The sequence below is a fragment of the Paenibacillus sp. 102 genome (assembly GCF_039549175.1).
In the GTDB taxonomy this organism is placed as follows: domain Bacteria; phylum Bacillota; class Bacilli; order Bacillales; family Bacillaceae_G; genus Bacillus_A.
Genome location: NZ_JBCGHT010000023.1, coordinates 32259 through 57330 on the forward strand (window position 1 = coordinate 32259; position 25072 = coordinate 57330).

Sequence of the window (25072 nt, forward strand, 5' to 3'; positions counted from 1 at the left end):
GGCTAAAGATGAAAATGCACATTAAAGATCGAAGTTTGATTCATAAAAATAAAGGGGTAGAAGCTTTTTGGAAGGAGCAATTACCTTCCGATGCACTCGATTTTTCTTTATTTAATAGCGGTTATCAATTGAATAAAGATAACCCATGCGAGCATATTCAAGTCATAATGGATGCAAAACTTAGTCAAAGTATACAAAAAGTAAGTAAGTCTCAGGATTTACTTTTATTTAGCTGGTTACAGGCAGCTTTAAGGGTTTGCTTGGCACATTATACAGATCAAGAAAGGATTACAATTGGGATTCCTATAATCGAAAAAAATCACGAACAGAGCGAGAATCTTAATAATTTGCTTCCTATAGGAAGTGAAATCCATCCGCATCACACCTTTAAGAAAGTAGTAAATCAGGTTGAACAAACGACTTTATTCGGGTATGACAATCAGAGCTATCCACTCTCTGAGTTATTTGCGAAACACCATTCAACTCCTTTTCAAATCGTTTTTGGGATGGAAGGATTACATAATAAAAGTTTGATAGAAGAATGCTCAGAGAATAATTTAGCCATCTGGATACAAAGAAAATGGAATGAAATACATAATGAATTTGAGTTTCAAATTTCTTGCAAGTCTCATTCGTTCTTTTCTTTGCAACAGTTTGCAAATTCTTATCTTTATGTTTTAAAGCAAGTGTTGAGAAATCCTAATTTACCTGTAAAAGAAATTTGTATCGTTTCAGAAGAAGAAAAAGAATTGCTAGAAGGATTTACTCCAGTTCAGATGGGCGTGGATTTGTCTCAAACATTTCAGGATTTGTTTGAGGAGCAAGTGTTGAAAACCCCGGATCAAATCGCTGTAATTTGTAATAATCAATCTTTGACATATAGAGAGTTGAATAAGAAAGCAAACCAATTGGCTTCTATTCTTCAAAGTAAGGGTGTATCCAAAGAAAGTGTTATTGGACTTATGGTTGATCGATCTTTGGAAATGATCATTGGTATGATGGGGATTTTAAAAGCAGGAGGAGCGTATCTACCAATCGATCCTCACTATCCAAGTGAACGAATCGAATATATGTTACAAGATAGTCAAGCAAAATGTTTATTGAGCAAGCGAACAGAGTTAGAATTATTACAATTCGCTGGTGAGGTGCTATATCTTGATGATGAACATCTCTTTCGAGGTGAAGGAAGCAGTTTAGTTCGCGAAAGTGGACCGCACGATTTGGCTTATGTTATTTACACATCAGGATCAACAGGAAATCCAAAAGGCGTAATGGTGGAACAGAGATCTCTTGTCCATTTTTTAAGCGTTATGAGAGACAAAGTAAAAGATAATCAAGTATTCTTATTTCTTGCTAGTGTTTCTTTTGATATTTCTTTGTTAGAAATATGCATCCCTTTAACTCAAGGTTCGAAAGTAGTCATCGCTACAGAGGAACAGTTTGCAACAAAAGAATTGGCTCATTTAGTCAAAAAACATAAGGTGGATTTATGGGAGTCAACCCCATCACGAATGGAAGTAATTTTGAGTGACTCAGAAGGAGCGAATTTTTTAGAAGATTTAAAGACCATTTTGTTAGCAGGGGAAGCATTTTCAATTGATTTGGTTGAAAAAATTCGAAGCATAAGTGACGCGAGAATTTTAAATATCTATGGTCCCACAGAAACAACCATTTGTGCAGCAGTAAAAGATTTAAGCACTGCCAAAGAAGTGACGATTGGACATCCTAATCCCAATTATCGCTCTTACATATTGAATAAGTATGGTCAATTGAAACCTTTTGGAATGCCGGGCGAACTCTGTATTGCTGGCGCGGCGGTGGCCCGGGGGTATCTTGGTAAATCTAAACTGACAGATGAAAAATTTGTCCCGAATCCTTTTGTGGCAGGGGAAATGATGTATCATACGGGTGATTTTGTTCGATGGTTGCCTAATGGAGAACTTGAATATCTCGGTCGAATGGATCATCAAGTGAAAATTCGGGGGTATCGGATTGAATTAAGGGAAATCGAAGCTCAGTTAAGGAAATATCCAGAGATAAGCCGAGCTATTGTTGTTGATCAGGTTTATGGAAACAGGACCTTATTAGCCGCTTACTATGTATCGGATAATAAGGTCCCTTTTGGAGAGCTCAGAAAATATCTAAGCAATAAATTACCTGAGTTTATGATTCCTGAAAAAATGATTCAGGTAGAAGAGATTCCATTAAATCCAAACGGAAAAGTAGATCGGAAAAGGTTATTAGATTTAACTCAAACAGATTACGTGTCTATTCCATACGTCGCTCCACGAAATGAAATTGAACAGAAATTGGTACAAGCATGGGAAAAAGTTATAGAAATTGAGGGAATCGGTATTCATGATAATTTTTTTGCTTTAAATGGAGAGTCAATTAAAGCACTACAGATTATTAACTTATTAAGAAAAGACCATTTGAAAATAAGTACAACGGATTTTTTCAAACATCCCACGATTGCTCAACTTAGTTCTTGTGTAGAGGTAGAGCATAAAGAAGAAATCTTAGATAATATACCAAATCGTGTTAAAGATTTGTCCAAACCATTTCCCTTAACAGAAGTTCAGACAGCTTACATGTTAGGACGGAATTCACAGTTTGAATTAAGTGGTATTTCACCTCAAACGTATTTTGAATATGAAACAAAATTGGATATAAATCGTCTTTCGCAAAGTTTTCAAAAGGTAATTCATCGCCATCCAATGTTACGAGCTGTAATTTTGCCAGAGGGAAAACAGCAAATCTTACAAAATGTTCCTGATTACCAGATTGAAATAGAAAGTCTCGTTGGTTTAGATAATAGGAAACAAAATGTTCGCTTGCAAGAAGAACGTTCACGAATGACTAATCATGTATTTTCTTTGGGGCAATGGCCTTTGTTTGAATTAAAAGCCTTTCTTTTAAAAGAAGACACTTATTTATTATGTTTTCGGTATGATGCTCTATTGATGGACGGAGCAAGCATGAACATCGTTGGACATGATTTGTTACATTATTATCACAAACCAGATCAAAGGTTGGAATCTCTTTCATTTGATTTTCAAGACTACATGTTTATTTATGACGAAATGGAACAAAGCAAAGAGTATAAAATAGCAAAAGATTATTGGACAAGTAAGCTCTCAGAATTTCCGTTCGCTCCTTCTTTGTTATTAAAAAAAGAGTCGAATGAGGTTGCTACCCCTAAGTTTCAATCACTTACTAAGGTTTTGAACAAAGAAAAATGGACGAAGTTAAGGAAACTAGCACAAGAGAAAGGAGTAACTCCTTCGGCCCTTCTTTGTACAATATATGGAGAAGTGTTGGCATATTGGAGTAATCAACGTCGATTGGCAATAAATCTGACTGTATTTAACCGTTATCCAGTTCATGAAGAAGTAGAGCAAATTGTGGGAGATTTCACGTCACTCATCTTGTTGGATATGGATGTGAATCCAGAGCAATCTTTCTTTACTAGAGTGAAACAAACTCAATCAACTTTATTAGATGGACTTGAACATCGGCATTACGATGGAGTTAACTTTATTCGAGATTTTACACGATATCACCAAATGACGCCCAAAGCGGTCATGCCAATTGTTTTCACCTCGATGTTAGCAGGGACGGGTGCTTTTGCTTGGGAACAGCTTGGTTCTCTCCGCTATATTCACGCTCGGACTCCGCAAGTGTATTTGGATAATGTGGTAATTGAAAAAAATGGAGAGCTATTAATTAGCTGGAACTATGTAGAAGAATTGTTTGATGTTGATGTGATGGAAGCGATGTTTTCTCAATTTGTTAGTTTGTTGGAACAATTGGTGAAACAAAGTAACGTAACCTCTTTGCAAATGAAAGAATCGGATCAAATTTTAATTGAGCAATACAATCAGACAGTAGAAAAAATACCTTCGACTACTCTGTATCAATTATTTACAGACCAAGTAAAACGTACGCCGGATCAAGTAGCAGTGGTCTTTGAACAAGAATGGTTAACTTACTCAGAGCTTCATAAGCGCTCAAATCAAGTTGCGCACTTCTTGCAAGAACAAGGGATTGGTTTAGGTGACAAAGTTGGTCTTTTGGCACAAAGGCGAGTTGATACGATTACTAATATGATGGGGATTTTAAAAGCAGGAGCTGCTTATGTACCAATCGATCCCGATCATCCACTAGATCGACAAACATATATCTTAGAAAATAGCTCATGCAAACTTTTATTAGAACCTAGTCTTTATGAAGAGAAACATTTAGCATTATATACAACAGAAGATCTGCCTTCCATTGCTAGTCCGGAAGATCTTGCCTATATTATCTACACTTCAGGAAGTACTGGAAAGCCAAAAGGAGTAATCATTTCTCACAAAGCGGTTGCAAATACTATTCAAGATATCAATCAAAAATATCAGGTAAATGAAGACGATCGCATTATCGGTATCTCTTCCATGTGTTTTGACCTGTCTGTATACGATATTTTTGGAACGTTAAGCACAGGTGCAATGTTAGTAATGATTCGTGATCCGAGAGACATGCAAGAACTAATCCGTACGGTCGAACGCAGAGGAATTACAATTTGGAATACAGTACCTGCAATCATGGATTTGGCATTGGATCAAGTAGGTTCTCATTTTGAAAATTCTTCCTTGCGTTTGGTTTTACATAGTGGGGATTGGATTCCACTCTCTTTACCAGAAAAAATAAACCGACATTTCCCGACTGCGGAAGTAGTCTCACTGGGGGGAGCAACAGAAGCATCAATTTGGTCAATTTATTATCCAGTCGAACAGGTGGAAGCACATTGGAACAGTATTCCATATGGGATGCCTTTGGCAAACCAAACGTATTATGTGTTGAACTATGAAAAGAAAATGTGTCCTGTTGGTGTGATTGGTGATTTATATATTGGGGGAATGGGCCTTGCCAAAGGATATTTGAATGATGAACAGAAAACAAACGAGGTATTTGTGTCACATCCGGACCTTGGTCTTATTTACAAGACAGGAGACTGTGGCAGGATGCATCCTGAGGGGTATATTGAATTTTTAGGACGTCAAGATTATCAAGTGAAAATTCAAGGATATCGAGTAGAGTTAGAAGAAATCGCCCATTGTCTTCTCACTTACAAACAAGTCGAACAAGCTGTAGTGATTGATCAGGCAGATGAGAATGGGATAAAATTTTTGGTCGCATATGTGGTAACTGAGCAAAATATCAGTACAACAGAACTACGAAAATATTTGCGAGGTCACTTGCCTGAGTACATGATTCCTTCTTATTTTGTTTATTTGGAAAGATTGCCCTTGACTCCAAATGGGAAAATAGATAGAAAAGCGCTCCCTGCTCCGGAAAAAGAAAAAAATGAAGTATTTATTGCTCCAAAAACTGATATGGAAAAATTATTGACCAGCGCATGGCAAGAAGTACTCAAAGTAGACCAAATCGGTGTTAATGATCATTTCTTTGCCTTAGGTGGAGATTCGATAAAAGCTATTCAAGTTTCTGTTAGACTTTATAGGCAAGGATTTGAGTTAGAACCAAAAAATCTATTTTCGTTTCCTATATTAGGAGATATGGTTCATTTTGTTAAAAAGCTAGACCATCTTTCAAGTTCACAAACAGATGATGTAAACCAAAAGAAAGAAAATAAAGTTACATCACGAACTGTTAGAGATAAACAATTTAATCAACATACACTTAACAAAATACGAGAAAAAATGCCGGATATGAAAATAGAACGAATTTACCCATTGGCACCGTTCCAACAAGTTATTTATGAACATGCTGTAACTGAACCTGATACTAATGCATATTTTGAACAAACAATTTGGACACTTGAGGGGAAACTGGATATTGATCTCTTTATTCAGTGTTTTCAACAATTAGTTGATCGTCATGATTCTTTACGAACGATAATTGTGCAAGATGAGCAAGAACAACCTTGGCAAGCTGTACTACATGATGTTCAAATGATTTCAGAGGTAAAAAGCTTGATTGAGCTGAAGAAACAAGAGCAGCAAGAATTTTTAGACCAGTGGATGAATGAAAATTTAAGTCGAGGATTCAAAAATGATGAACTCATGATCCGTCTCTGTATATTTCAACTAGGGAATGATGAGTATAAGGTAGTTTGGAGTTCTCATCATTTATTGTGTGATGGTTGGAGCGTCAGTATTTTGTTAGACGAATTATTCCAACTCTATGAAACAATAAATGCGAGAACTACAGTGGAGTTACCTACAGTAAAACCTTTTCAAACATTCATAGACTGGACTTTAGCGCAAGATCATGAGAAAGCAAGTCATTTTTGGCGGGATTATTTATCAGGATACAATCGAAAAATCAGTATTCCTAAGAAGAAAGTACCAACTCTAAGTGAAGGGTTAAGTTTCACATTTATGGATTTAACGTTAGATAAGGATTTGACCAATCAGTTACAGACATTTGTAACCAAACACAATATAACTATGAATTCGGCTTTACTAGCTGTATGGGGAATATTGCTTGGTAAATACAACGGAATGAAAGAAGTAGTATTACCTAATCTAGTATCAGTCAGACCTCCCGAACTGGAAGGGATTGAAAATATGTTTGGTCTGTTCACAAATGTTTTACCTATCCGACTAATATGGACAGAAACACAATCTTTTGTGGACTTCTTGCAAAAAGTACAACTAGAGACATTGAAATGTAATGAGTATGCATACTATTCATTTGTTGAGATACAAAAACAAAGTGAGTTGATTAATCAGTTAACCGACCATCTTTGGGTTTTTGAAAACTATCCAACCAACCCAGCTATCTTTTCTTCAAATGAGAATAGAAATTTTGCCATCACAGATTACCAAGTCGTTGATGAACCGCATGTAAAGTATGGAATTATGTGTTTTCCTGAAGAGAAACTTACAATAAAGTTTGGATATGATCAAAATGTATATGAAGCGGAGCAAGTACAGGAAATATTAAGTCACATTCATAAGTTAATCAAAATGATCATTCATAATCCAACACAGACAATCGGTGCTTACAAATTATAAAAAATGAAAAGGCGAGCAAGAACTCGCCTTTTTAAATGGAATAGGAGTGAACCAAATGACGGAAAACCTGCAGTTATCAACCGAAGAGATGCGTCAGTTAGGATATCAAGCGGTTGATTTAATTGTTGATCATATGAATCATTTAAAAAGTAAACCAGTATCCGAAACGATTAATAGTGATATTTTTAGAGATAAGCTAATTGAATCGATTCCAGAAAACGGATCCAATCCGAAAGAGCTTCTTCATTTTCTTAATAGCAATGTGTTTAGTCAGATTACTCATGTGGATCATCCTCATTTTATGGCTTTTGTGCCAGGTCCTAATAATTATGTTGGAGTAGTAGCAGATTTTTTAGCAAGTGGGTTTAATGTATTTCCCACAGCTTGGATAGTAGGTGCAGGTGCTGAACAAATCGAATTAACGACAATTAACTGGTTAAAATCAATGTTAGGATTCCCTGATTCGGCTGAAGGGCTATTTGTAAGTGGAGGTTCCATGGCTAATTTGACTGCACTTACTGTAGCGAGACAGGTCAAGCTTAATAATGATATCGAAAATGCGGTTGTGTATTTTTCCAACCAAACTCATTTTTCTGTAGATCGGGCACTTAAAGTATTAGGGTTCAAACATTATCAAATTTGCCGAATTGAAACAGATGAATATTTACGAATTTCAGTTAGTACTTTAAAAAAGCAAATAAAAGAAGATCGACTAAAAGGGAAAAAACCATTCTGTGTTATTGCTAATGCCGGAACAACTAATTGCGGAGCGGTTGATTCCCTCAATGAATTGGCTGATCTTTGTAATGACGAAGATGTATGGCTACACGCAGATGGGGCCTATGGTGCTCCAGCAATTCTTAGTGAAAAAGGAAGTGCCTTGCTTCAAGGAATTCATCGTGTCGATTCCTTGACGTTAGACCCGCACAAATGGCTTTTTCAACCTTATGATGTAGGGTGTGTACTCATTCGAAATAGCCAATACTTAAGTGAAACGTTCCGTATGATCCCAGAGTATATCAAGGATACGGAAACTAATATAGAAGAAAAAGTGAATTTTGGAGAACGTGGAATTGAACTTTCTCGCAGATTTAGGGCATTAAAGGTATGGCTTTCTTTTAAAGTGTTCGGCATCACAGCTTTTCGCAATGCCATTGATCATGGCATTTTGTTGGCTGAACAAGCCGAAGAGTTTTTAGAGAAAGAAAAAGATTGGGAAGTAGTAACACCTGCCCAGTTAGGAATTGTTACCTTTCGTTATGCCCCTTGTTATTTAGCATCTACAGATACAATCAATGAAATTAACAAAAAGCTAGTGGAAGACATTAATCAAAGAGGATTTGCTATGCTAAGTACGACTAAATTGAAAGAAAAATTGGTAATTCGACTTTGTTCCATCAACCCAAGGACGACAACAGAAGAAATGCTTCAAATCATGATGAAAATCAAAGCACTTGCAGAGGAGGTAAACACATCGTATAAACATCTTATATCTGTTTCTCACCCTTAATATACCGGGTTTGACCAATTTAAAATCATTTTTTAGGTAAGTTTTACATAAGACTGAATACAAGTTATATTGGCACCTACTGTAATAAATACACTCCCTTATTAATATGAGAGTGTATTTATTGTTAAGATAATAGAATGCAACCAAGAAATTGATTAGGCTGTTCTATATTATATGTTGTACTTCTAACGCATTAAGAACTTAATTAATGATATACGGTTCTAATACACTTCTTTTGTACCGGTACAGTTACTGTAAATGTAAATTTTTAGCATGCCCCATAAATTTTACAATTAACATATACTACTTTAGCTTTTCATTTTAACGAATTATCCGAAAGAATTCTCCTTCCTCAAGCGTGTGCAGGGCGATAGCCCAACGATAGGTGGGAGATAAATTTCGGTTTGGCGTAGCTAAAAAGCACTTAATTTTGCTTTTTATTTTTTTGTTCTGATATAATCAGTCTTATAAAATAGAAAGGTTGGTATAACAGTGAAATTAGATAGTAATAATCATTCAGTGTTCCTATTGTATTATCACCTTGTATTAGTCGTAAAATACAGAAGAAATGTATTTGATAATGATATGTCAGACTATGCAAAAGACATGTTTGTACGGTTATCTGGGAAGTATAATATAACATTGGTAGAATGGAATCATGATGTTGACCATGTACATATCTTATTCAAGGCACACCCGAATACAGAAATGACAAAGTTCATCAATGCATATAAGAGTGCAAGTTCTCGATTAATAAAGAGAGACTTTCCTCAAGTGAAAAAGAAGCTTTGGAAAGAAATGTTTTGGTCAAGAAGTTTTTGCTTGATTACTACAGGTGGATCACCACTAGACGTAGTAAAGAAATATATTGAAAATCAAGGCGAAAAGTGAGGTGTAGAAAATGTTGAAAGCATACAAATATCGTATCTATCCAAATAAAGAACAACGAATGTTGTTTGCAAAAACTTTCGGATGTGTTCGGTTTGTATATAACAAGATGCTTGCTGATAGAATCGAATCTTATCAAGAATCACAAGATAAACCTGATAAATCTATCAAATATCCTACTCCTGCACAGTATAAAGCTGATTTTCCGTTTCTAAAAGAAGTTGATAGCCTTGCGTTAGCGAATGCCCAACTGAATTTGAACAAAGCATATGCTAACTTTTTTCGTGATAAATCCGTTGGATTCCCTAAATTCAAAAGTAAGAAAGATAACCACCGTAGTTATACAACGAATAACCAAAAAGGAACAGTTTGCATTGAGAACGGTTATATCAAGCTGCCAAACTTAAAGACATTGGTAAAGATTAAACAACATAGACAATTCTTTGGATTCATTAATTCCGTTACAGTTTCTCAAACGCCTACTGGTAAGTACTTTGTATCGCCTTTGGTAGAAGAAAATGAAAAAACATTCCCAAAAATCGATACAAAAGTTGGTATTGACGTAGGATTGAAAGACTTCGCGATACTGTCTAATGGTATAAAATATGAAAACCCTAAATGGTTGAGAAAGCTTGAAAAAAGATTAGCCTTTCTGCAACGCTCTTTATCACGCAAAAAGGAGGGTTCAAACAATCGAAACAAAGTTAGATTACAAGTCGCAAGACTTCATGAAAAGATTGCTAATCAACGTAATGACTTTCTTCACAAGATAAGTAATGAAATCACAAACGAAAATCAAGTAATTGTGATTGAGGACTTGAAAGTGAAGAATATGAAAAGGAATCACAAGTTAGCCAAAACAATCAGCGAAGTATCTTGGTCTAAATTCAGAGAATACCTTGACTATAAAGCAATATGGAAAGGGCGTGATTTGATAATCGCACCTAAGAATTATGCAAGTAGTCAACTATGTTCTGGCTGTGGCTATAAAAACAAGGAAGTCCAGAATCTAAACCTTAGAGAATGGACTTGTCCTGAATGTAATAGTCATCATGATAGAGATGTAAACGCAAGTATCAACTTACTAAAACTAGCCATGTAATTGGTATTTTCTTTAGGGGCAGGGACTGCCCTTATAGCTTGATAAATATAGATAGCTAATAAAAGTATCTACTTCCCAAGAAGCCCCCACTTCAAACAGTCCGTAAGGACGTTAAGTGGCGGGTAGTTCACCTGAAATCATTTATGGAGAAAAAAGTAAACGAAAAATTACAATGGATGAATATAGAGAATTATTATATAATCTGTTTAACATTGAATTATAAATATATGAAATGCCGATTCTTATTTAGAATCGGCTATTATGTTTGAAATGTAAAAACACTCACAAATGTGTACTATTTGTGAGTGTTTCTTTTGTAAAGAGATTAAGCCTTTACCTTAGCTACTTTTTTGAAACCAGTCTTTACTGCTTGTATCATTTCATTCACAGCGTAAATAGATACGTCGGCATTTGGATTTAATCCCTCGAACCAGTGATAGGCCTCAGGATATAAATGAAATTCAACATCAACACCAGCTTGCGCAAGTTTGGTTACATAGGTTAATGTTTCACTACGGAATGGATCTAATTGACCAACAAATGTGTAGGTGTATGGCAAATTACTATAATCCTCTGCTCGAGCAGGGGCTGCATAAGCAGGAATATTATCCGTTCCATATATTTCTCCTAAATACATTTTCCAGCCAGCTTCATTTGTCTTTTGATTCCAAACAAATCCTCCTTTAATTTCATTCGTAGAAGGTGTATTATTTCGGTCATCAATCATTGGATAGAGTGGCATTTGGAAACAAATAGAAGGATGTTGTCGATCGCGAGCTAATAATGTCAATGCTGCTGTTAGTCCACCACCAGCGCTTGCCCCTGCAACACCAATTCGATTCGAATCAATGTTTAATGGCCCTGCATTATCAGCAATCCATTTTAATGCTGCATAACAATCCTCAATTGGTGCTGGATAAGGATGTTCAGGAGCTAAACGGTAGTCTACAGAAACGACCACACAGTTGGCTTCTTTTACAAACCTCATACAAGTATCATCATTATCATCTATAGACCCTAAGATATAGCCGCCACCATGTATCCATAACAAGACAGGTAAGGATTCATCATTTGATTTTGGGCGATAAATTCTTAATGGTAATGGATTAGCATCAGGTCCTACAATGACTTCATCTGTTAATGAAAGGGATTCATCAACAACGGTAGGTGGTCTCATTTGTGATATACCTTCTCTAATTGCTTGCAAGTTCTCTGGGCGTAAATCGAGATCTTGAAACATTTCTAATCCTGGTAATAACTCTGGATTTACTCGGTTCTTCATTTTAACACCTCTATTTGTAATTGTTTTCAAATAAGTGAAGTGTATTCTAAGTAGTTTAATTGTGATAAAATCATCACAATTAAATTGTAAAGTAGATATGTTATAATAGTCAACAGAATATTCGAAAAATAAATCTTCTTTTAAGCTGAATGACAGGGTAGCTGCTCTAGTCCGCAGGCCTTTTCCTATTAAAAGTAAATAAAAGTTTTTGGGGATTTTATAAGGTGTTCTTGAAACTCGCTATATCTAAAATTATACTATTTATTGAATGAATTTAGCGAGATGAGGGAGAAAATTGAAAAGAAATTGGAATGAAGAAGAACTCCCGTTGGAACGCTTTTTAGAGCTTCTTCCTGCGCTCAAACCGCGTTACTATTCTATTTCAAGCTCTTCGCTCGTTGCACAGGATCGTATAAGTATTACGGTCGATGTTGTTAAGGAACCTGCATGGAGTGGACAAGGAGAATATAAAGGTGTCGCTTCTAATTATTTAGCTCAGCGCCAAAATGAAGATGAGATTACTTGTTTTGTTCGAACTCCAGAATCACGTTTTCAATTACCTGAAGACCCAACAACACCAATTATCATGGTTGGACCAGGAACTGGAGTTGCACCATTCCGTGGATTCTTACAAACGCGTCGTGTTCAAAAGCAAAAAGGTGTTAACTTAGGGGAAGCGCATCTGTATTTCGGTTGTCGTCATCCTGAAAAAGATTATCTCTATCGTACAGAACTAGAAAAAGGTGAAAAAGATGGCTTAATATCTTTACACACAGTTTTTTCTCGCTGGGAAGGACATCCAAAAGCATATGTACAGCATTTAATGAAACAAGATGGAGCTAATTTAATTTCGTTATTAGATAAAGGTGCTCACCTTTATCTATGTGGTGATGGAAGTCGAATGGCTCCAGATGTAGAAGATACTCTTTGTCACGCATATCAAGAGGTTCATGAAGTCAGTGAACAAGAGGCAAGAAATTGGTTGGATCAGTTACAGCTTGAAGGACGATACGGAAAAGATGTTTGGGCTGGAAACTGAACTTATACTCCCTTTTACAAGATACCGAAGCTAATTGTGTATAAGATATATTTGGACATGCATTTGTCCGTTGGATGTTATTGTTGCCAGCCCATGAAGATGAACACTTAACTCAGACATTGGAGGAGATTACGATGAATCAAGATCCAATTTTACAAAAAGCAATAAATAAATGGGAAATATGAGCCATGACTCCTCTTTCCGAACGGCTTATGAAGCTCGTGAGAAAGTGCTTTTAGATGAGCAAGCTAAAATAGCCCATGCGAGAGAAGAAGGATTAGAAAAAGGCATTGAGTAAGGAAAAATCCAATTAATTTGTGGTAAGTATAAAAATGGTATGCCGTTTGAGGATATTGCAAAATTCACTGGTCTCAGTACAGAAGAAGTACAAAAACTATTATTATAATATGTATCATTACAAAAGCTTTGCGAAAGATCTCGTAAGGCTTTTAATTATTGCATTCGCATTTTGAGAGAGGAGTCTTCTGCTGGAAAACGATACAGCAGATTATGAAACCGTAACATTTAACATTAAATTTGTTCACAATTTAATACTTTTTTTCTGAGATATTTTGCTTTTGAGACAATTTATATATATTTCATATTATATTTTTACACGAAAACCAACTAAATTAATTCGTCATCTATTGATAGTGAGTAAGTTAACGCAACCATTGTGCAATATTGTGACATCGGATATCTTGATATTTAGGTACAGAAACATTTTAAAGATAAAAGAGCTTAATACAAAAACTAATATCAATGTTATTCCACCCAATTATACCCACATTTGTTTCTGTACCTTATTTGAGACCATACAAAAATCTTTTCAATGAGGAGCACCTCACATCTATCAACTTGAGAAAATAGATAAACCCATTAAGAAAAATCTTTCCATTTAAAATCAACACTCAAAATACCAATGGGCTGTTCGTTACTCATATAGTTTTTTGCGGAAACTACTTCCGGTTTGCGAAAACAAACAAGATTGTTGTAATACCCAAATGCTCGGCAAATTATTGGACGTACTGAATGAATACCGCAACGATCGTTTATTTCGTCATAGAAAATACATGTTCCAAAATATCGTTGCTGACTTTTTAAATCTAGGCGTTTTTTTGTAGGCATCGATTTTATCTTCTTCTTTATTCTTTTAAATTCTTTTTCTGTAATTGGAACGGGACCGCAACACATTCCTTTGCAACCATTACAAGGTAAAATTTTCATTTAATCATCTCCTAAAATAAGTAATTGTTATAATTAATCCAAAAATAAGGGTTTTCTAGTTCAACAACCAAAAAGAGAGGATTTCATTTTATATTCAGTGAGTTTGGCTTGAATTCTCCTTTCTTATCGTTTTGGAACAACACAAAAAGGTCTTTAGACGCACTTGAAGAAGAATGCTCTTCAAGTGGTTCAAAGACCTTGACCTGCTATTCAAATAGAATACCCGATGTCATTTTTTCTAAAAAAAGTATCTCTATTATTATTTTAACAGATTTATCATAATATTAAAACGAAAACCAGATTAAAAGAGATTTCTTAAACATAATTTTTAATTACCCCACATCCATCAACTTAAGCATTTAGGCTATTTTCAAATTTAAAAGCACGTTACTATTTTCTTATGTTAATGAGAAAGGGTGACGTGCTTTTTATGAATATGCATCAAAAACATGAATTATATTTATTTGCTGAAGAGTTATATTGCTATATGTCTCCCGATGTACTGAATCAATTAGCTATAGAAGCAGGCGGAATGAAACGAAAGCGTAAGTGCCATGGGCACCATTTTTTATCTTTGTGTGTATTGGTAAATCAACAAATCGCTACTACCTCTCTTACTCAACTTTGTAGTCAATTAGAAACTTCAACAGAAATTTTATTAAGTCTCGAGGGACTGAATCGACGGTTTAACTCGGCTTCTGTAGTCTTCTTTCGAAATGTATTTACTACACTTCTACAATTTCTCATTCTCTTTCTGCTTACTTTGAGCGGATTCGCATCCTTGATTCTACAACCTTTCAACTTCCAGATCGATTTGCAGCTACTTATCCTGGTGCCGGAGGATGTAGTCATAAAGCTGGTGTGAAAATTCAACTAGAGTATGATTTGTTGAGTGGAGAATTTTCTAATGTAAAAATTGAACCTGGAAAACGAAGTGATCAGGCATATAGTGAGACTCGAACAGGCGTGACACAAAAGAATGAGCTATATATCCGTGACTTAGGATATTTTCGTTTACAAGACTTTAAGTCTATCCAAGATAAGCAAGGATATTATTTATCACGTCTTAAATTGCCCACTAAAATATATAAAAAAGAATTCGAAACAGTGGTATTTAAAACAAAACCCGCTCAATTGAAACCCGTCAGGGTTTATTTGATATGCCTACTTTTATAAAATCTATAAAAGATAATAAAAAACTATATGGAAAGACCGCATTTTGTATAAAAATATACTTTAAGTTGATGGGCATGTATCTTACTCCTTGTAAATTTGAAATAGGAATTTCCCTTCTTCAAACGACTCACAAAAATGCTAAGGAGGGGTCATTCATTCCATTGATTTAATTCCATCATTTCGAATTTCTCTTTACCATCAATTCTAAGTGGTGAAATGAATTCTAACAGATTTCCATCCGGATCCTCAAAATATATTGCAGCGTGGGCATGTGGATAGTTAGGGAGTACTAAAGGTTGGCGTTCGGGTGAGAAATGAAAGATATCTACTACATCCACACTCCGTTCTTTTAACCATGCTTTTGCTTTTTTCATATCTTCGAGGTCAATTTGAAAGGCAACATGACGAATTGAAACGTGGTAAGGGATTTGTACTTGACTCCCTTCCCATAATCCCAACCAACTTTTCCCCTTTTCAATCCAAAAGAAAGCTAGGTTCTCTCCCATAGAAGCCAATTCGAGCCCTAAATTTTCATAAAATTTAATGGATTGTTCAAGGTTACTTACAGGTAAGTGACCTTCATAAATTCCTTTAATCATTTAACATCCCTCCATAACCTAATTTGATGCTTTCTCTTTTTATAAACTCATTTTAACTGTATTATTATGATTTTTTATCATTCGAAAGTTGGAGATTTTTTTTGTAACATTTGAGTGATGTAAAGCATTGAGAAAGTTTTTATGAGATTTACAACTTAACTCTAGGATTATATAATTTGTTCTATGTAAAAAAAGTTTACTCAAGGAAAGAAAATTAGATTTGACTAAAATAGGAGGTTGTTATGAGTCAATTAAAAAACTCTATAGCTATTATTGGTAGTGGTGCAGCAGGTGTTTCATTATTACATTATCTAACAGTAAATCTCAGTAAAAGTAACGAATTAAAGCCCCAAATAAGCATTACTATATATGAAAAAGAGTCTTCTATTGGTCCAGGTGTTGCTTACCAAGATGATTCTAGCTCATTACTATTAAATAGAGATTCTAAGCAGATGTCTGTTATGGTGGATAAACCTAATCATTTTTGGGAGTGGTATAAAAGTAAATACAGAATGATTTTTGAACAAGAAGAATTTCTTCCTAGAAGCTTGTTTGGAGAATATTTGAAGAATGTTTTTGAAAAAAGTATTCAAAGGGCTTTAAAGAAAAATATTAGAGTTAATATTAAATATAACGAGGTAGTAAATATATTAAAAATGGATAAAAACTATATTGTTACGACAAGTGATGAGGAAACGGAAGAGTATAATCAAGTTTTATTATGTATAGGAAGCACAAGATTAAATGATTTTTACAATCTGAATGGGAAATCACAATTTATTTATAACCCTTATCCATTTAAGGAAAGAATATCATTTATACCAAAGAATGCGGAAATTGCTATTTTAGGATCTAGTTTAACAGCTATAGATATTTGTTTAGCTCTTAAAGAGAATGGGCATGTGGGAAGGTTAGATATGTTATCTAGGAGGGGAGAGCTGCCTTCTGTTAGAGGAGAAATTGAACTTTATAAGCTTAAGTATTTGACTCGGGATTCATTAATTCAGCTTCTTTTGAGTAGAGATGGGAAAATTACATTAAGAGATATTGCCAGACTCATAAAAGAAGAGTTTGATGTACTGGACTTAGAGTGGAAATATATATTTTTACCTAATTATAAAGATACAGATATAAAAAAAAGATTAGAAGCAGAGATAAGAAATAGTAAAATACAGGGATCATGGCAATCTATATTGTTAGCAATGAATGAAATAATTGAAGAGTACTGGCATTTTTTAAATGAGAAAGATAAAAAAGTATATCTTGATAAGTATGATAGTATCTTTCAAAGTAGAAGAAATCCCATGCCTATAACTAATGCGATTAAAATACTAAAATTGATGAATGATGAGCAACTATTAATAAAGAAAGGAATTACCAATATTAATTGTCAAAAAGACCATACATTTTGTGCACAATTCAATAATGGGGAATATGTAATGTATGATTGGATTATTAATGCAACTGGACCTACTAAAAATCTAAACAAATTATGTGGAAGCAAGTTGGTTGAGTCCTTAATTAGAGATGGTTATGCAGTAACTGATACTTATGGTGGATTAAAAACTGAATTTAGCTCAGGTACTTTAATTGGAAAGAATGGTGAATTGAATAAAGGTTTAAGAGCGCTAGGGCATATAACTTGTGGAACTTATTATTATACAAGTTCAATGGAGATGATTGCAAAACACGCTAAAGCGATAGCGGAAGATATTTCTGAGTTAGTTAATCAATCTCTAAGGAAGGATCGGAAAGTCGCGAATTTAAATTAAACAGGGGTCATAAAAATGAAACATAAAAATCAATCTTTGCTTATTTTCATTTTGATTACGCTTGTATGTATCCCTCAAGCTTCCATTGGGCTGTATATTCCTTCTTTACCACATATGGTTGAGGCTCTACATACAAATAGTAATGAGTTACAATTTACGCTAAGTATATATATGATTGGGTATGCTTTTTCCACATTAGTATGTGGTATCTTTTCAGATAGATATGGGAGGAAACCTGTTTTATTAGCTGGTTTAAGTATTTATTTAATTGCCACGATTATTTGTTTAATAGCTAGTAACGTATATATGTTAATTATCGGCCGTTTTTTGCAGGCTCTTGGTGGATGTTGTGGAACTGTGTTAGCTCGGGTAATCGCAAAAGATACTTTTGCAAGTAAGGATCAAGTTCGAATATTAACGTATTTATCGACTGCGATTGCTATTACCCCAGCAATTGCGCCCATTCTTGGTGGCTATTTAGAAATTTACTTTACATGGAGATCTGGTTTCTTAATTCTAAGTTTTATCTCTTTAGTGTCCTTGTTACTTTGTATGTTCGGATTAAGAGAAACAAATGTACATAAGGACTTAAGTGCCACGAATTTTTCGATAATAGTGAAAAATTACAAATATCTTTTAAATCATAGGTTATTTTTGACATATAGCATATCTATAGGTCTTGCATGGTGTGCTTATTATTCTTTTATACAATCATCTTCTTTTGTATTTCAAGATATTTTTAAAGTAACACCTATTGTATATGGTGGTATGTATGCAATAGTAATTTTAGGTTATATTGTAGGCACCACATTTACTAGAAGGTATTCTAATAAGATTGGAATCGATAATGTAATTATGTATGAAAGCTTATTGGCGCTGGGGGCAGCAATAGTAATGTTAGTTGCTATGTATGTTAATAGTAGTGCAGTAATAGGGATTTTACTGCCTATGGCTATACTTATGGTGGGAGTTGGTGGTATTTTTCCTGCTTGTCAAGCGGCGGTTATGCAGCCTTTTACGCATATTGCTGGAACTGCGTCTGGATTGTTTTTCTTTATCCAAATGATTTTTGGTGCAATTTGTGGATTGATTCTTGGCAGCTTTCATGTTCATTCTCAAGCGCCGATGATAGTTACAATTACTTTGTCGTGCAGTTTATTAGTTTTAGTTTTTTATTCACTCGTTTGGAAGGGTTCTAAACATAGTTCACATTATAGTGCGAAGAAGTATACTGAATGCAGGCAATATAAAGAAAAAAACTAGCTTATTTTTGAATTATTTTTCATTAAAAACTAATATCTAGATATGTAACCCAAATAAGTTAAGGGAAAAATCGATTACTTGATTCTCCCACAATACTGATTAGAACAAAAGCATTAAGATTTTAGTGTAATAGTGCAAAAAATTAAAAGGCTATAAAGTGCTTTTAAAAAGTACTTTATAGCCTTTTTGATACTGTATAACGCGTATGATTAGGATGAATGTGAATATATAACTGGAGTATGAGAGTTTATTATTGTTGGTATAGTTTGAATCACTATCTATTCCATGTTTAGCTAGTTTTGTTAATTTATAATATCGAATGTTTATTTTGGTTTTGCAATACCCTCTACTTGAGTAAATGTGTTTTTTATGCTGATATTATTCATCTTTTGTAGATTAATAATATCAGCATGTTTAAGACTTAAAGATTAATTACAAGTGTATGAAATTTTTGCATCAAAACATACAGTTTATTGTTTGATGGCTTTTAAAATCTCCTGGTATTTCCATGATTTTGAGCTACCTGATTTGATTTTATTTGCTAATTCATTAGAGTAAGTTGTTGTTGCTGCTGCAAATTTATTACGATCCCACTGATGGTCTTGAGCGATTTGTTCATCTGACAGATTATAGTATGAATAAGTTACTCGTCCTTGTACATCTGGAATTGGATCGTCAAAAGTTGTATCAAGATGGTACCATTTTCCTTCAATTTTCACTTGGTTCCAAGCGTGTGGTTGTCCATTCCCAGTTCCTGTTACAATATGATTTTCTACTCCAGCCTCTTTCAACAATTGATATGTTAATAATGCATATCCTTGACAAACAGCAGAACGATTTGCTAAAGCTTCATATGCTGTATAAGCTTGGAAAGAAGTATCATAAGAGACATGTTTTACAACATAATCATGAATTGCTTTTACTTTTTCATGTTCATCCATACCAGCTTGAACAATGGAACTGATAATGGATTTCGCTTGTGTCCTCACATAGTTCGTTTGTTCTTTAGATTCACGGTATGTAATCTTTAATGTAAACGTGTAATTTCCTGGAATACCACGAATGGAGTATTGTGTATTTGCGATATTGTAATTTAAGTATTCATTAGATTCGACTGCCTTGTCGTATTCTTTAACAAGTGTATCCATAACCTCATTAATATTAGAGTTTTTGGATTTGTATGTCATCGTTATATTTTCTTCTTGATTATTAATATGTTTTTTTATTTCATTCTGAAATGCGTCTAACAGTTGCCCATCAGGTCTTGCAATATTATTTGTAGATTCAGCATTTGGGTTCCAAACACCATTACTTTCTAAGTAATATTTTTTACCATTATCTTGAATCCAGCCTGTTTGCATAGCGCCGCTGTTGTTGAAGTAGTACCAAGCGCCGTTAATAGCTTGCCAGCCTGTTTGCATAGCGCCACTTCCGTTGAAGTAGTACCATGTACCGTTAATAGCTTGCCAGCTTGTTTGCATAGCGCCGCTGTTATTGAAGTAGTACCAAGCACCGTTAATAGCTTGCCAATTTGTTTGCATAGCGCCGCTGTTGTTGAAGTAGTACCAAGCACCGTTAATAGCTTGCCAATTTGTTTGCATAGCGCCGCTGTTGTTGAAGTAGTACCAAGCACCGTTAATAGCTTGCCAGCCTGTTTGCATAGCGCCACTTCCATTGAAGTAATACCATGCGCCATTAATGGACTGCCAGCCTGTTTGCTTCATGCCGTTTACATTGTAGTAATTCCATACCGATCCAGTTTGTTTCCAACCTGTATCAGCATTTGCATATGTAGCCGCTGTTGACCCCATAATTGATAGACCAACCGTCATAGCTAAAATTTTAATGTTCTGTTTCATTGATTTATGTTTCCCTTCTTTCGACCTATTTATCTACCAAGTATTAATATTGAGGGCATTGCAAAACTAAAGTAAACATTTGATATTATAAATCAATAAAACTAGCTAAAAATGGAATAGATAATTTTTTAAACCATACCAACGAGGCTGATACAGCCCTTTGCTTTTTCATTTAAACTGATGTTCAATTTTTCTATGTTCTTCGGTTGTTTTGTAAGTTTCTTGGCTAATATAGCTCGTATCAGCGACTAAAAATAACATTTAATGAGGTGTATAAATTTTCAAATAGCAAAAGTGTTGTTTAAAAACTACTGATTAAATATAGTTACATATGAGTTGGTTTTGAAGAAATTTGTTTTTGTTCGCTTAATCTAACCTCGTTATGACAGAAGTGGTATCCACAATCATATAATTATAACAAAATAAATAATTATATTTTATGCAATATTGCATAAAAAAACAATTGCAAGTTTTGTTATTTCTAAATATAATAAAAATACAAAACGCTAAATTTTCTGAAAATAAATATGCAAGAACATAAAGAGAGATAAGATACAATAAAATGTGTACAATCCATTAAGTTTTGTAAATTATCACTTTAAAAGTATATTTTACTAGTAGATAGTATTTGACTTTATAGAAATCAAATATAATCATTATTTGCACTTTAAATTTTCTGAATAATTAAATAAATATTAACAGCAAGCATAATCAACATGAAAGAAAATTATCCTTAAAATTTGATGAATGGTGGGAATAAAATGAAACGTAAGATGTTAACAAAATGGTTTGGTTTTTTAAGTTTAATCATTATGTTGCTAGGAGTTTCTGTTCCACAAGCAGCAGCCGAGATCATACAACAAGAAAAATTTCAAATGGACTGGAGTTTTATAAAATTCAGAGATGGGGAAGTAAAAATAAAGTCAGATTTTCTTAAAACATCACAACAAGATGTTGCATATTGTTTATCACCTAAATTAGATTCACCTAATGGAAATGACCTTCCTGAAATCGGTAAAGAAAATGATTTAGTGTACCGAGTATTACTTTACGGATATCCTCAAAAAACACCAGCAGAGTTAGGAGTTTCTACAAAGGAAGAAGCTTACTATGCAACCCAATTAGCTATCTGGATTGCAGCTGGAAAATTTGGAATTGCTGATATAAAACCACAAAATCAACAAGTCTACAATCTTGTGAAAGATTTGGTGGAAAAGGCTTCTAAGGGGACTGAAGTTCAGGAAACATATTTTGAAGTAGTGCCTACTGAACAACAAACATTAAAACAAAATAAGAACTATGTTGAAACAAGTTTATATATGATTAAAACGAATGCAGTTAATGGTAGATACTCTGTTCAAATTGAAGGAGCATCAGAAGGAGTTCAAATAAGAAATGAAAAAGGTGAAAAGAAGAACGAATTCACGATAAATGAAAAATTTAAGATCGTGATTCCTAAAAATGCGACGACTGAAGAGTTAAAACTAAAAGTAAATGCGAAATTGCAGAATTTACAAGCTGTTACTTTTGACGGTAAACAAAAAGTCCAAAATACAACTGCATTATTACTAAAAAATATTGAAAAAAGTAGTAATGGTATAGTAGTAAAAGGGAAGTCGTTAGGGTTCATTGAGATTAAAGAGAATGAACAAATTGTAAAGCATACTGTACAAGATAAAAAGGTCATAGAAGAATTAAAAGTTACGAAAGTAAATGCTACATATGAAGGTCCTAAAGAAACTTTTAATGTTCAAAATGAAGATGCAAAACTGCAAGTTGAAAATTCTGAAAATATAGAAAATAACAAACAATTCATTCTGCCATCAACAGGAGCGAAATTTTCTATGATGCCATTTGTAGGATTAGGATTTATTGTTTTAGGGTTCTGCATATTAACAATAAGAAAAAAATCATAGTTTAAAACATAGAAGCAGTAAGGGGTATGTTTTCACATCAATGTAAGCGTTAACAAAGATGTGATTGTGAAAGGATAGGTAGACAAAAACAATGAGAAAACCTAGTAACTATTTCCATTTGTAAAATAGTCAAATCATGGAAATAAATTCTATTTGCTCGATATTTAATATAGGGGATATGGGAAGTAATGCTGTGAGAGAGGAAATATTATTTTCGTCACGGAACTGAGAAGATTCCATTTCTAGATCAGGAGTGGTTAATAAATGCCCTGTAAATAGTCATATAAACAAAGGGAGAAGAGTGATAAACATTCTTCTCCCTTTGTTTGTAATTAGGGTTAGCATTATATTAATAAATATACGCTGCAGTGAACTGCTGGATGAACAATTCACTTCTAAGATTATTATTTATGAGTTCGACATATATATTAAGTTGGAAGACTTATTTTTTCCATTCTGTAAGTGTAACATCCCATAGTAATGCATCAGTATCGATAAACTTGATACAAAGGTCATTTGCTTTATCCAACTCTATTTCAAAAGAACTTTTTGATGTAGATATGTTTTCTTGAGAAAATTGAATTGTTTGTACATCTTTTCCATCCACAGAAATAATTATCTTTCCGGAACGCTTTCTAGCACCATCTGGAATACCAAGATAGCCTGAAACTTTTACATATTTACCCTTTAGTAAGTATTTAAATTGCTGAAAATTAGCTCCATTACTACTATACATATTTAAATTAGGTGCAATTTTTTTATGAGCAATTTCAAAGCTACGGAAATTGTTATCATTCGGTGTATATTCATTTGTTTCTTTTAGTTGATTTAGTCCTATAATAGTTCCGTTTTTGAGAGATTGTTGTTGCTTTTCTAATGATTTGTTAATTTCACCTACAATAACGATTAATCCTAGAGTTAGGATAGATGCTGTTACGCAAGTAATAATAAATTTTTTAAAAATAGTTTTTGAACGGGATCCTATTTTATATGCAAAAAACCCTATTGTTGCACCCATTGCGTTCACAATTACATCATCAATGTCAAATCCTCCAAGAAAAGTTAGCATTTGTAAAACTTCTAATATAAGGATAAAAATGCAAAATGAGGTGATGAATCTAATGAAGCTACAGCGATATAGCAAAGGAATCAGCACTCCAAAAGGTATGAACGCAGTTAAATTCCCAAAATTAAAAATCCATAGGTTAAAGTCTTCTTCACCTGTCATATTTGGTAATCCTAAAGGGATACTAGTCGGAATTAGTTGGTATTGATATTCATAATTAATATATTTTAATCCCAGCCTATCAAAACCAAGAAACATAAAGTAAAGAATTAGAATTGAATAGAACCCTAATATTGTGAGGGCGATCTTACGATGTTTACCTTTGATAATAAAACCTCCTATTACTCAAGAATAATCTTATTACTTTTTATTAAATATTTATTTTTAAATATAATAATAAAAACATATTAATATAAGTAGTAATGATGCATCAACAAAAAATTTAATTTACAAAAAAGTAAAATTGATAAAAAGCAAACAATAAAACCCTTAAGATAATAGAAAAAATCTCCAACTTAATCCAATGAATTATACAAAGTGGCGACTTTGGTAATGGAAGAACTAGACTTAGAATTATCCCTTATATATATTCACTAAATATTATTATTTCTAACAATAAATTAATCTCTAATACCATCATTTTCTTAATATAATAAATGGAAAATATAGACTTATATATTACCATCCCTTATTTTATATTTACTTTCAGTAATATAAGTTTTTTATGCTCAGTAGCAATCTCTTTCGTTTTAATCACTTTTCTTAGTCATTATTAAACTTTTATTATATTTTATTTGTTTTTTCTTGCTTCCTTGTTAAAATAGTAGTTTGGTTCATACAAAACTAAATAACTAATAAAAGGAGTATTATCAGGAAATGTTAAAAAAAACCGCAGCAATTTTCCTAGCATCTAGTATAATTTCTATTCCTCTAAAGGGAGGCGCAGAAACTATACCAGCTTACAAACCAGTAATTAAAACGAATGAAAGTGGGACGCTATCTACTCAATCTGGATGGGTCCAACAAGAGGGTAAATGGTATTATTTCAATTCAGATGGGACAGTAAAAAAAGGTTGGTTACAAAATAATAATAACTGGTATTTTTTAGATTCAAGCGGAGTCATGAAAACGGGGTGGGTGTCTGATGGTAGCGCTTGGTATTATTTAAACACTAATGGAATGATGCAAACAGGATGGCTACAAGAAGGAAGTATATGGTACTACTTCAATGGAAGTGGAGCAATGCAAACAAATTGGCAGTCAATTAACGGTGCTTGGTATTACTTCAATGGAAGTGGAGCAATGCAAACAAATTGGCAGTCAATTAACGGTGCTTGGTATTACTTCA

At 33.8% G+C, this 25072-nt stretch carries 12 protein-coding genes and 5 pseudogenes; 12 read left to right on the top strand and 5 right to left on the bottom strand.

Features of this window, described 5'->3' with window-relative positions; translation table 11 throughout:
• Positions 1 to 14 precede the first annotated feature (14 nt).
• From AAIE21_RS26120 to AAIE21_RS26140, 5 genes and pseudogenes are all read left to right on the top strand, one after another.
• Positions 15 to 7025, top strand: a complete 7011-nt coding sequence (locus AAIE21_RS26120) for an amino acid adenylation domain-containing protein (RefSeq protein WP_343269397.1) — start codon at positions 15 to 17, stop codon at positions 7023 to 7025.
• Between the two features lie 55 nt (positions 7026 to 7080).
• Positions 7081 to 8535 (top strand): pyridoxal phosphate-dependent decarboxylase family protein, encoded by a 1455-nt coding sequence (locus AAIE21_RS26125; RefSeq protein WP_343269386.1) that lies wholly within the window; start codon positions 7081 to 7083, stop codon positions 8533 to 8535.
• A gap of 492 nt (positions 8536 to 9027) precedes the next feature.
• Positions 9028 to 9426, top strand: a complete 399-nt coding sequence (gene tnpA, locus AAIE21_RS26130; protein ID WP_343269387.1) for an IS200/IS605 family transposase — start codon at positions 9028 to 9030, stop codon at positions 9424 to 9426.
• 10 nt (positions 9427 to 9436) lie between these two features.
• Positions 9437 to 10525: an IS200/IS605 family element RNA-guided endonuclease TnpB gene (gene tnpB, locus AAIE21_RS26135; RefSeq protein WP_343269388.1), complete on the top strand. Its 1089-nt coding sequence runs from the start codon at positions 9437 to 9439 to the stop codon at positions 10523 to 10525.
• 133 nt (positions 10526 to 10658) lie between these two features.
• Positions 10659 to 10748 (top strand): annotated as a pseudogene (locus tag AAIE21_RS26140) (arylamine N-acetyltransferase family protein); the annotation flags it as partial.
• Positions 10749 to 10850: 102 nt separating this feature from the next.
• On the opposite strand, the gene AAIE21_RS26145 reads toward AAIE21_RS26140, so the two are convergent.
• Positions 10851 to 11807: an alpha/beta hydrolase gene (locus tag AAIE21_RS26145; RefSeq protein WP_343269389.1), complete on the bottom strand. Its 957-nt coding sequence runs from the start codon at positions 11805 to 11807 to the stop codon at positions 10851 to 10853.
• Between the two features lie 319 nt (positions 11808 to 12126).
• Here AAIE21_RS26145 and AAIE21_RS26150 point away from each other — a divergent pair.
• Together AAIE21_RS26150 and AAIE21_RS26155 are read left to right on the top strand one after the other, a co-directional pair.
• Positions 12127 to 12846 (top strand): annotated as a pseudogene (locus AAIE21_RS26150) (flavodoxin domain-containing protein); the annotation flags it as partial.
• 56 nt (positions 12847 to 12902) lie between these two features.
• A pseudogene (locus AAIE21_RS26155) lies at positions 12903 to 13252 on the top strand (Rpn family recombination-promoting nuclease/putative transposase); the annotation flags it as partial.
• Between the two features lie 473 nt (positions 13253 to 13725).
• Here the strand turns inward: AAIE21_RS26155 and AAIE21_RS26160 are convergent.
• The gene (locus tag AAIE21_RS26160; RefSeq protein ID WP_343269390.1) at positions 13726 to 14073 is read right to left on the bottom strand and encodes a YkgJ family cysteine cluster protein; all 348 of its coding nucleotides are present in this window, start codon (positions 14071 to 14073) and stop codon (positions 13726 to 13728) included.
• 430 nt (positions 14074 to 14503) lie between these two features.
• Here AAIE21_RS26160 and AAIE21_RS26165 point away from each other — a divergent pair.
• A pseudogene (locus AAIE21_RS26165) lies at positions 14504 to 15231 on the top strand (IS4 family transposase); the annotation flags it as partial.
• Positions 15232 to 15398: 167 nt separating this feature from the next.
• On the opposite strand, the gene AAIE21_RS26170 reads toward AAIE21_RS26165, so the two are convergent.
• Positions 15399 to 15848 carry a VOC family protein gene (locus AAIE21_RS26170; RefSeq protein ID WP_343269391.1) on the bottom strand — a complete coding sequence of 150 codons (450 nt, stop codon included), beginning with the start codon at positions 15846 to 15848 and terminating at the stop codon, positions 15399 to 15401.
• Positions 15849 to 16090: 242 nt separating this feature from the next.
• Between AAIE21_RS26170 and AAIE21_RS26175 the strand changes: the two genes are divergently transcribed.
• Positions 16091 to 17620 carry an FAD/NAD(P)-binding protein gene (locus tag AAIE21_RS26175; RefSeq protein WP_343269392.1) on the top strand — a complete coding sequence of 510 codons (1530 nt, stop codon included), beginning with the start codon at positions 16091 to 16093 and terminating at the stop codon, positions 17618 to 17620.
• A gap of 15 nt (positions 17621 to 17635) precedes the next feature.
• Positions 17636 to 18883: a multidrug effflux MFS transporter gene (locus AAIE21_RS26180; RefSeq protein WP_343269393.1), complete on the top strand. Its 1248-nt coding sequence runs from the start codon at positions 17636 to 17638 to the stop codon at positions 18881 to 18883.
• 470 nt (positions 18884 to 19353) lie between these two features.
• Here AAIE21_RS26180 and AAIE21_RS26185 read toward each other — a convergent pair whose 3' ends face one another.
• Positions 19354 to 20742: a transglutaminase domain-containing protein gene (locus tag AAIE21_RS26185; protein ID WP_343269394.1), complete on the bottom strand. Its 1389-nt coding sequence runs from the start codon at positions 20740 to 20742 to the stop codon at positions 19354 to 19356.
• A 761-nt stretch (positions 20743 to 21503) separates the two neighbouring features.
• Between AAIE21_RS26185 and AAIE21_RS26190 the strand changes: the two genes are divergently transcribed.
• A complete protein-coding gene (locus AAIE21_RS26190; RefSeq protein WP_343269395.1) occupies positions 21504 to 22658 on the top strand; it encodes a thioester domain-containing protein in 1155 nt (384 codons plus the stop codon).
• A 442-nt stretch (positions 22659 to 23100) separates the two neighbouring features.
• On the opposite strand, the gene AAIE21_RS26195 is transcribed toward AAIE21_RS26190, so the two are convergent.
• Positions 23101 to 23982, bottom strand: a complete 882-nt coding sequence (locus AAIE21_RS26195; protein ID WP_481858716.1) for a VanZ family protein — start codon at positions 23980 to 23982, stop codon at positions 23101 to 23103.
• Positions 23983 to 24600: 618 nt separating this feature from the next.
• Between AAIE21_RS26195 and AAIE21_RS26200 the strand changes: the two are divergent.
• Positions 24601 to 25072: pseudogene (locus AAIE21_RS26200) on the top strand (glucosaminidase domain-containing protein); the annotation flags it as partial.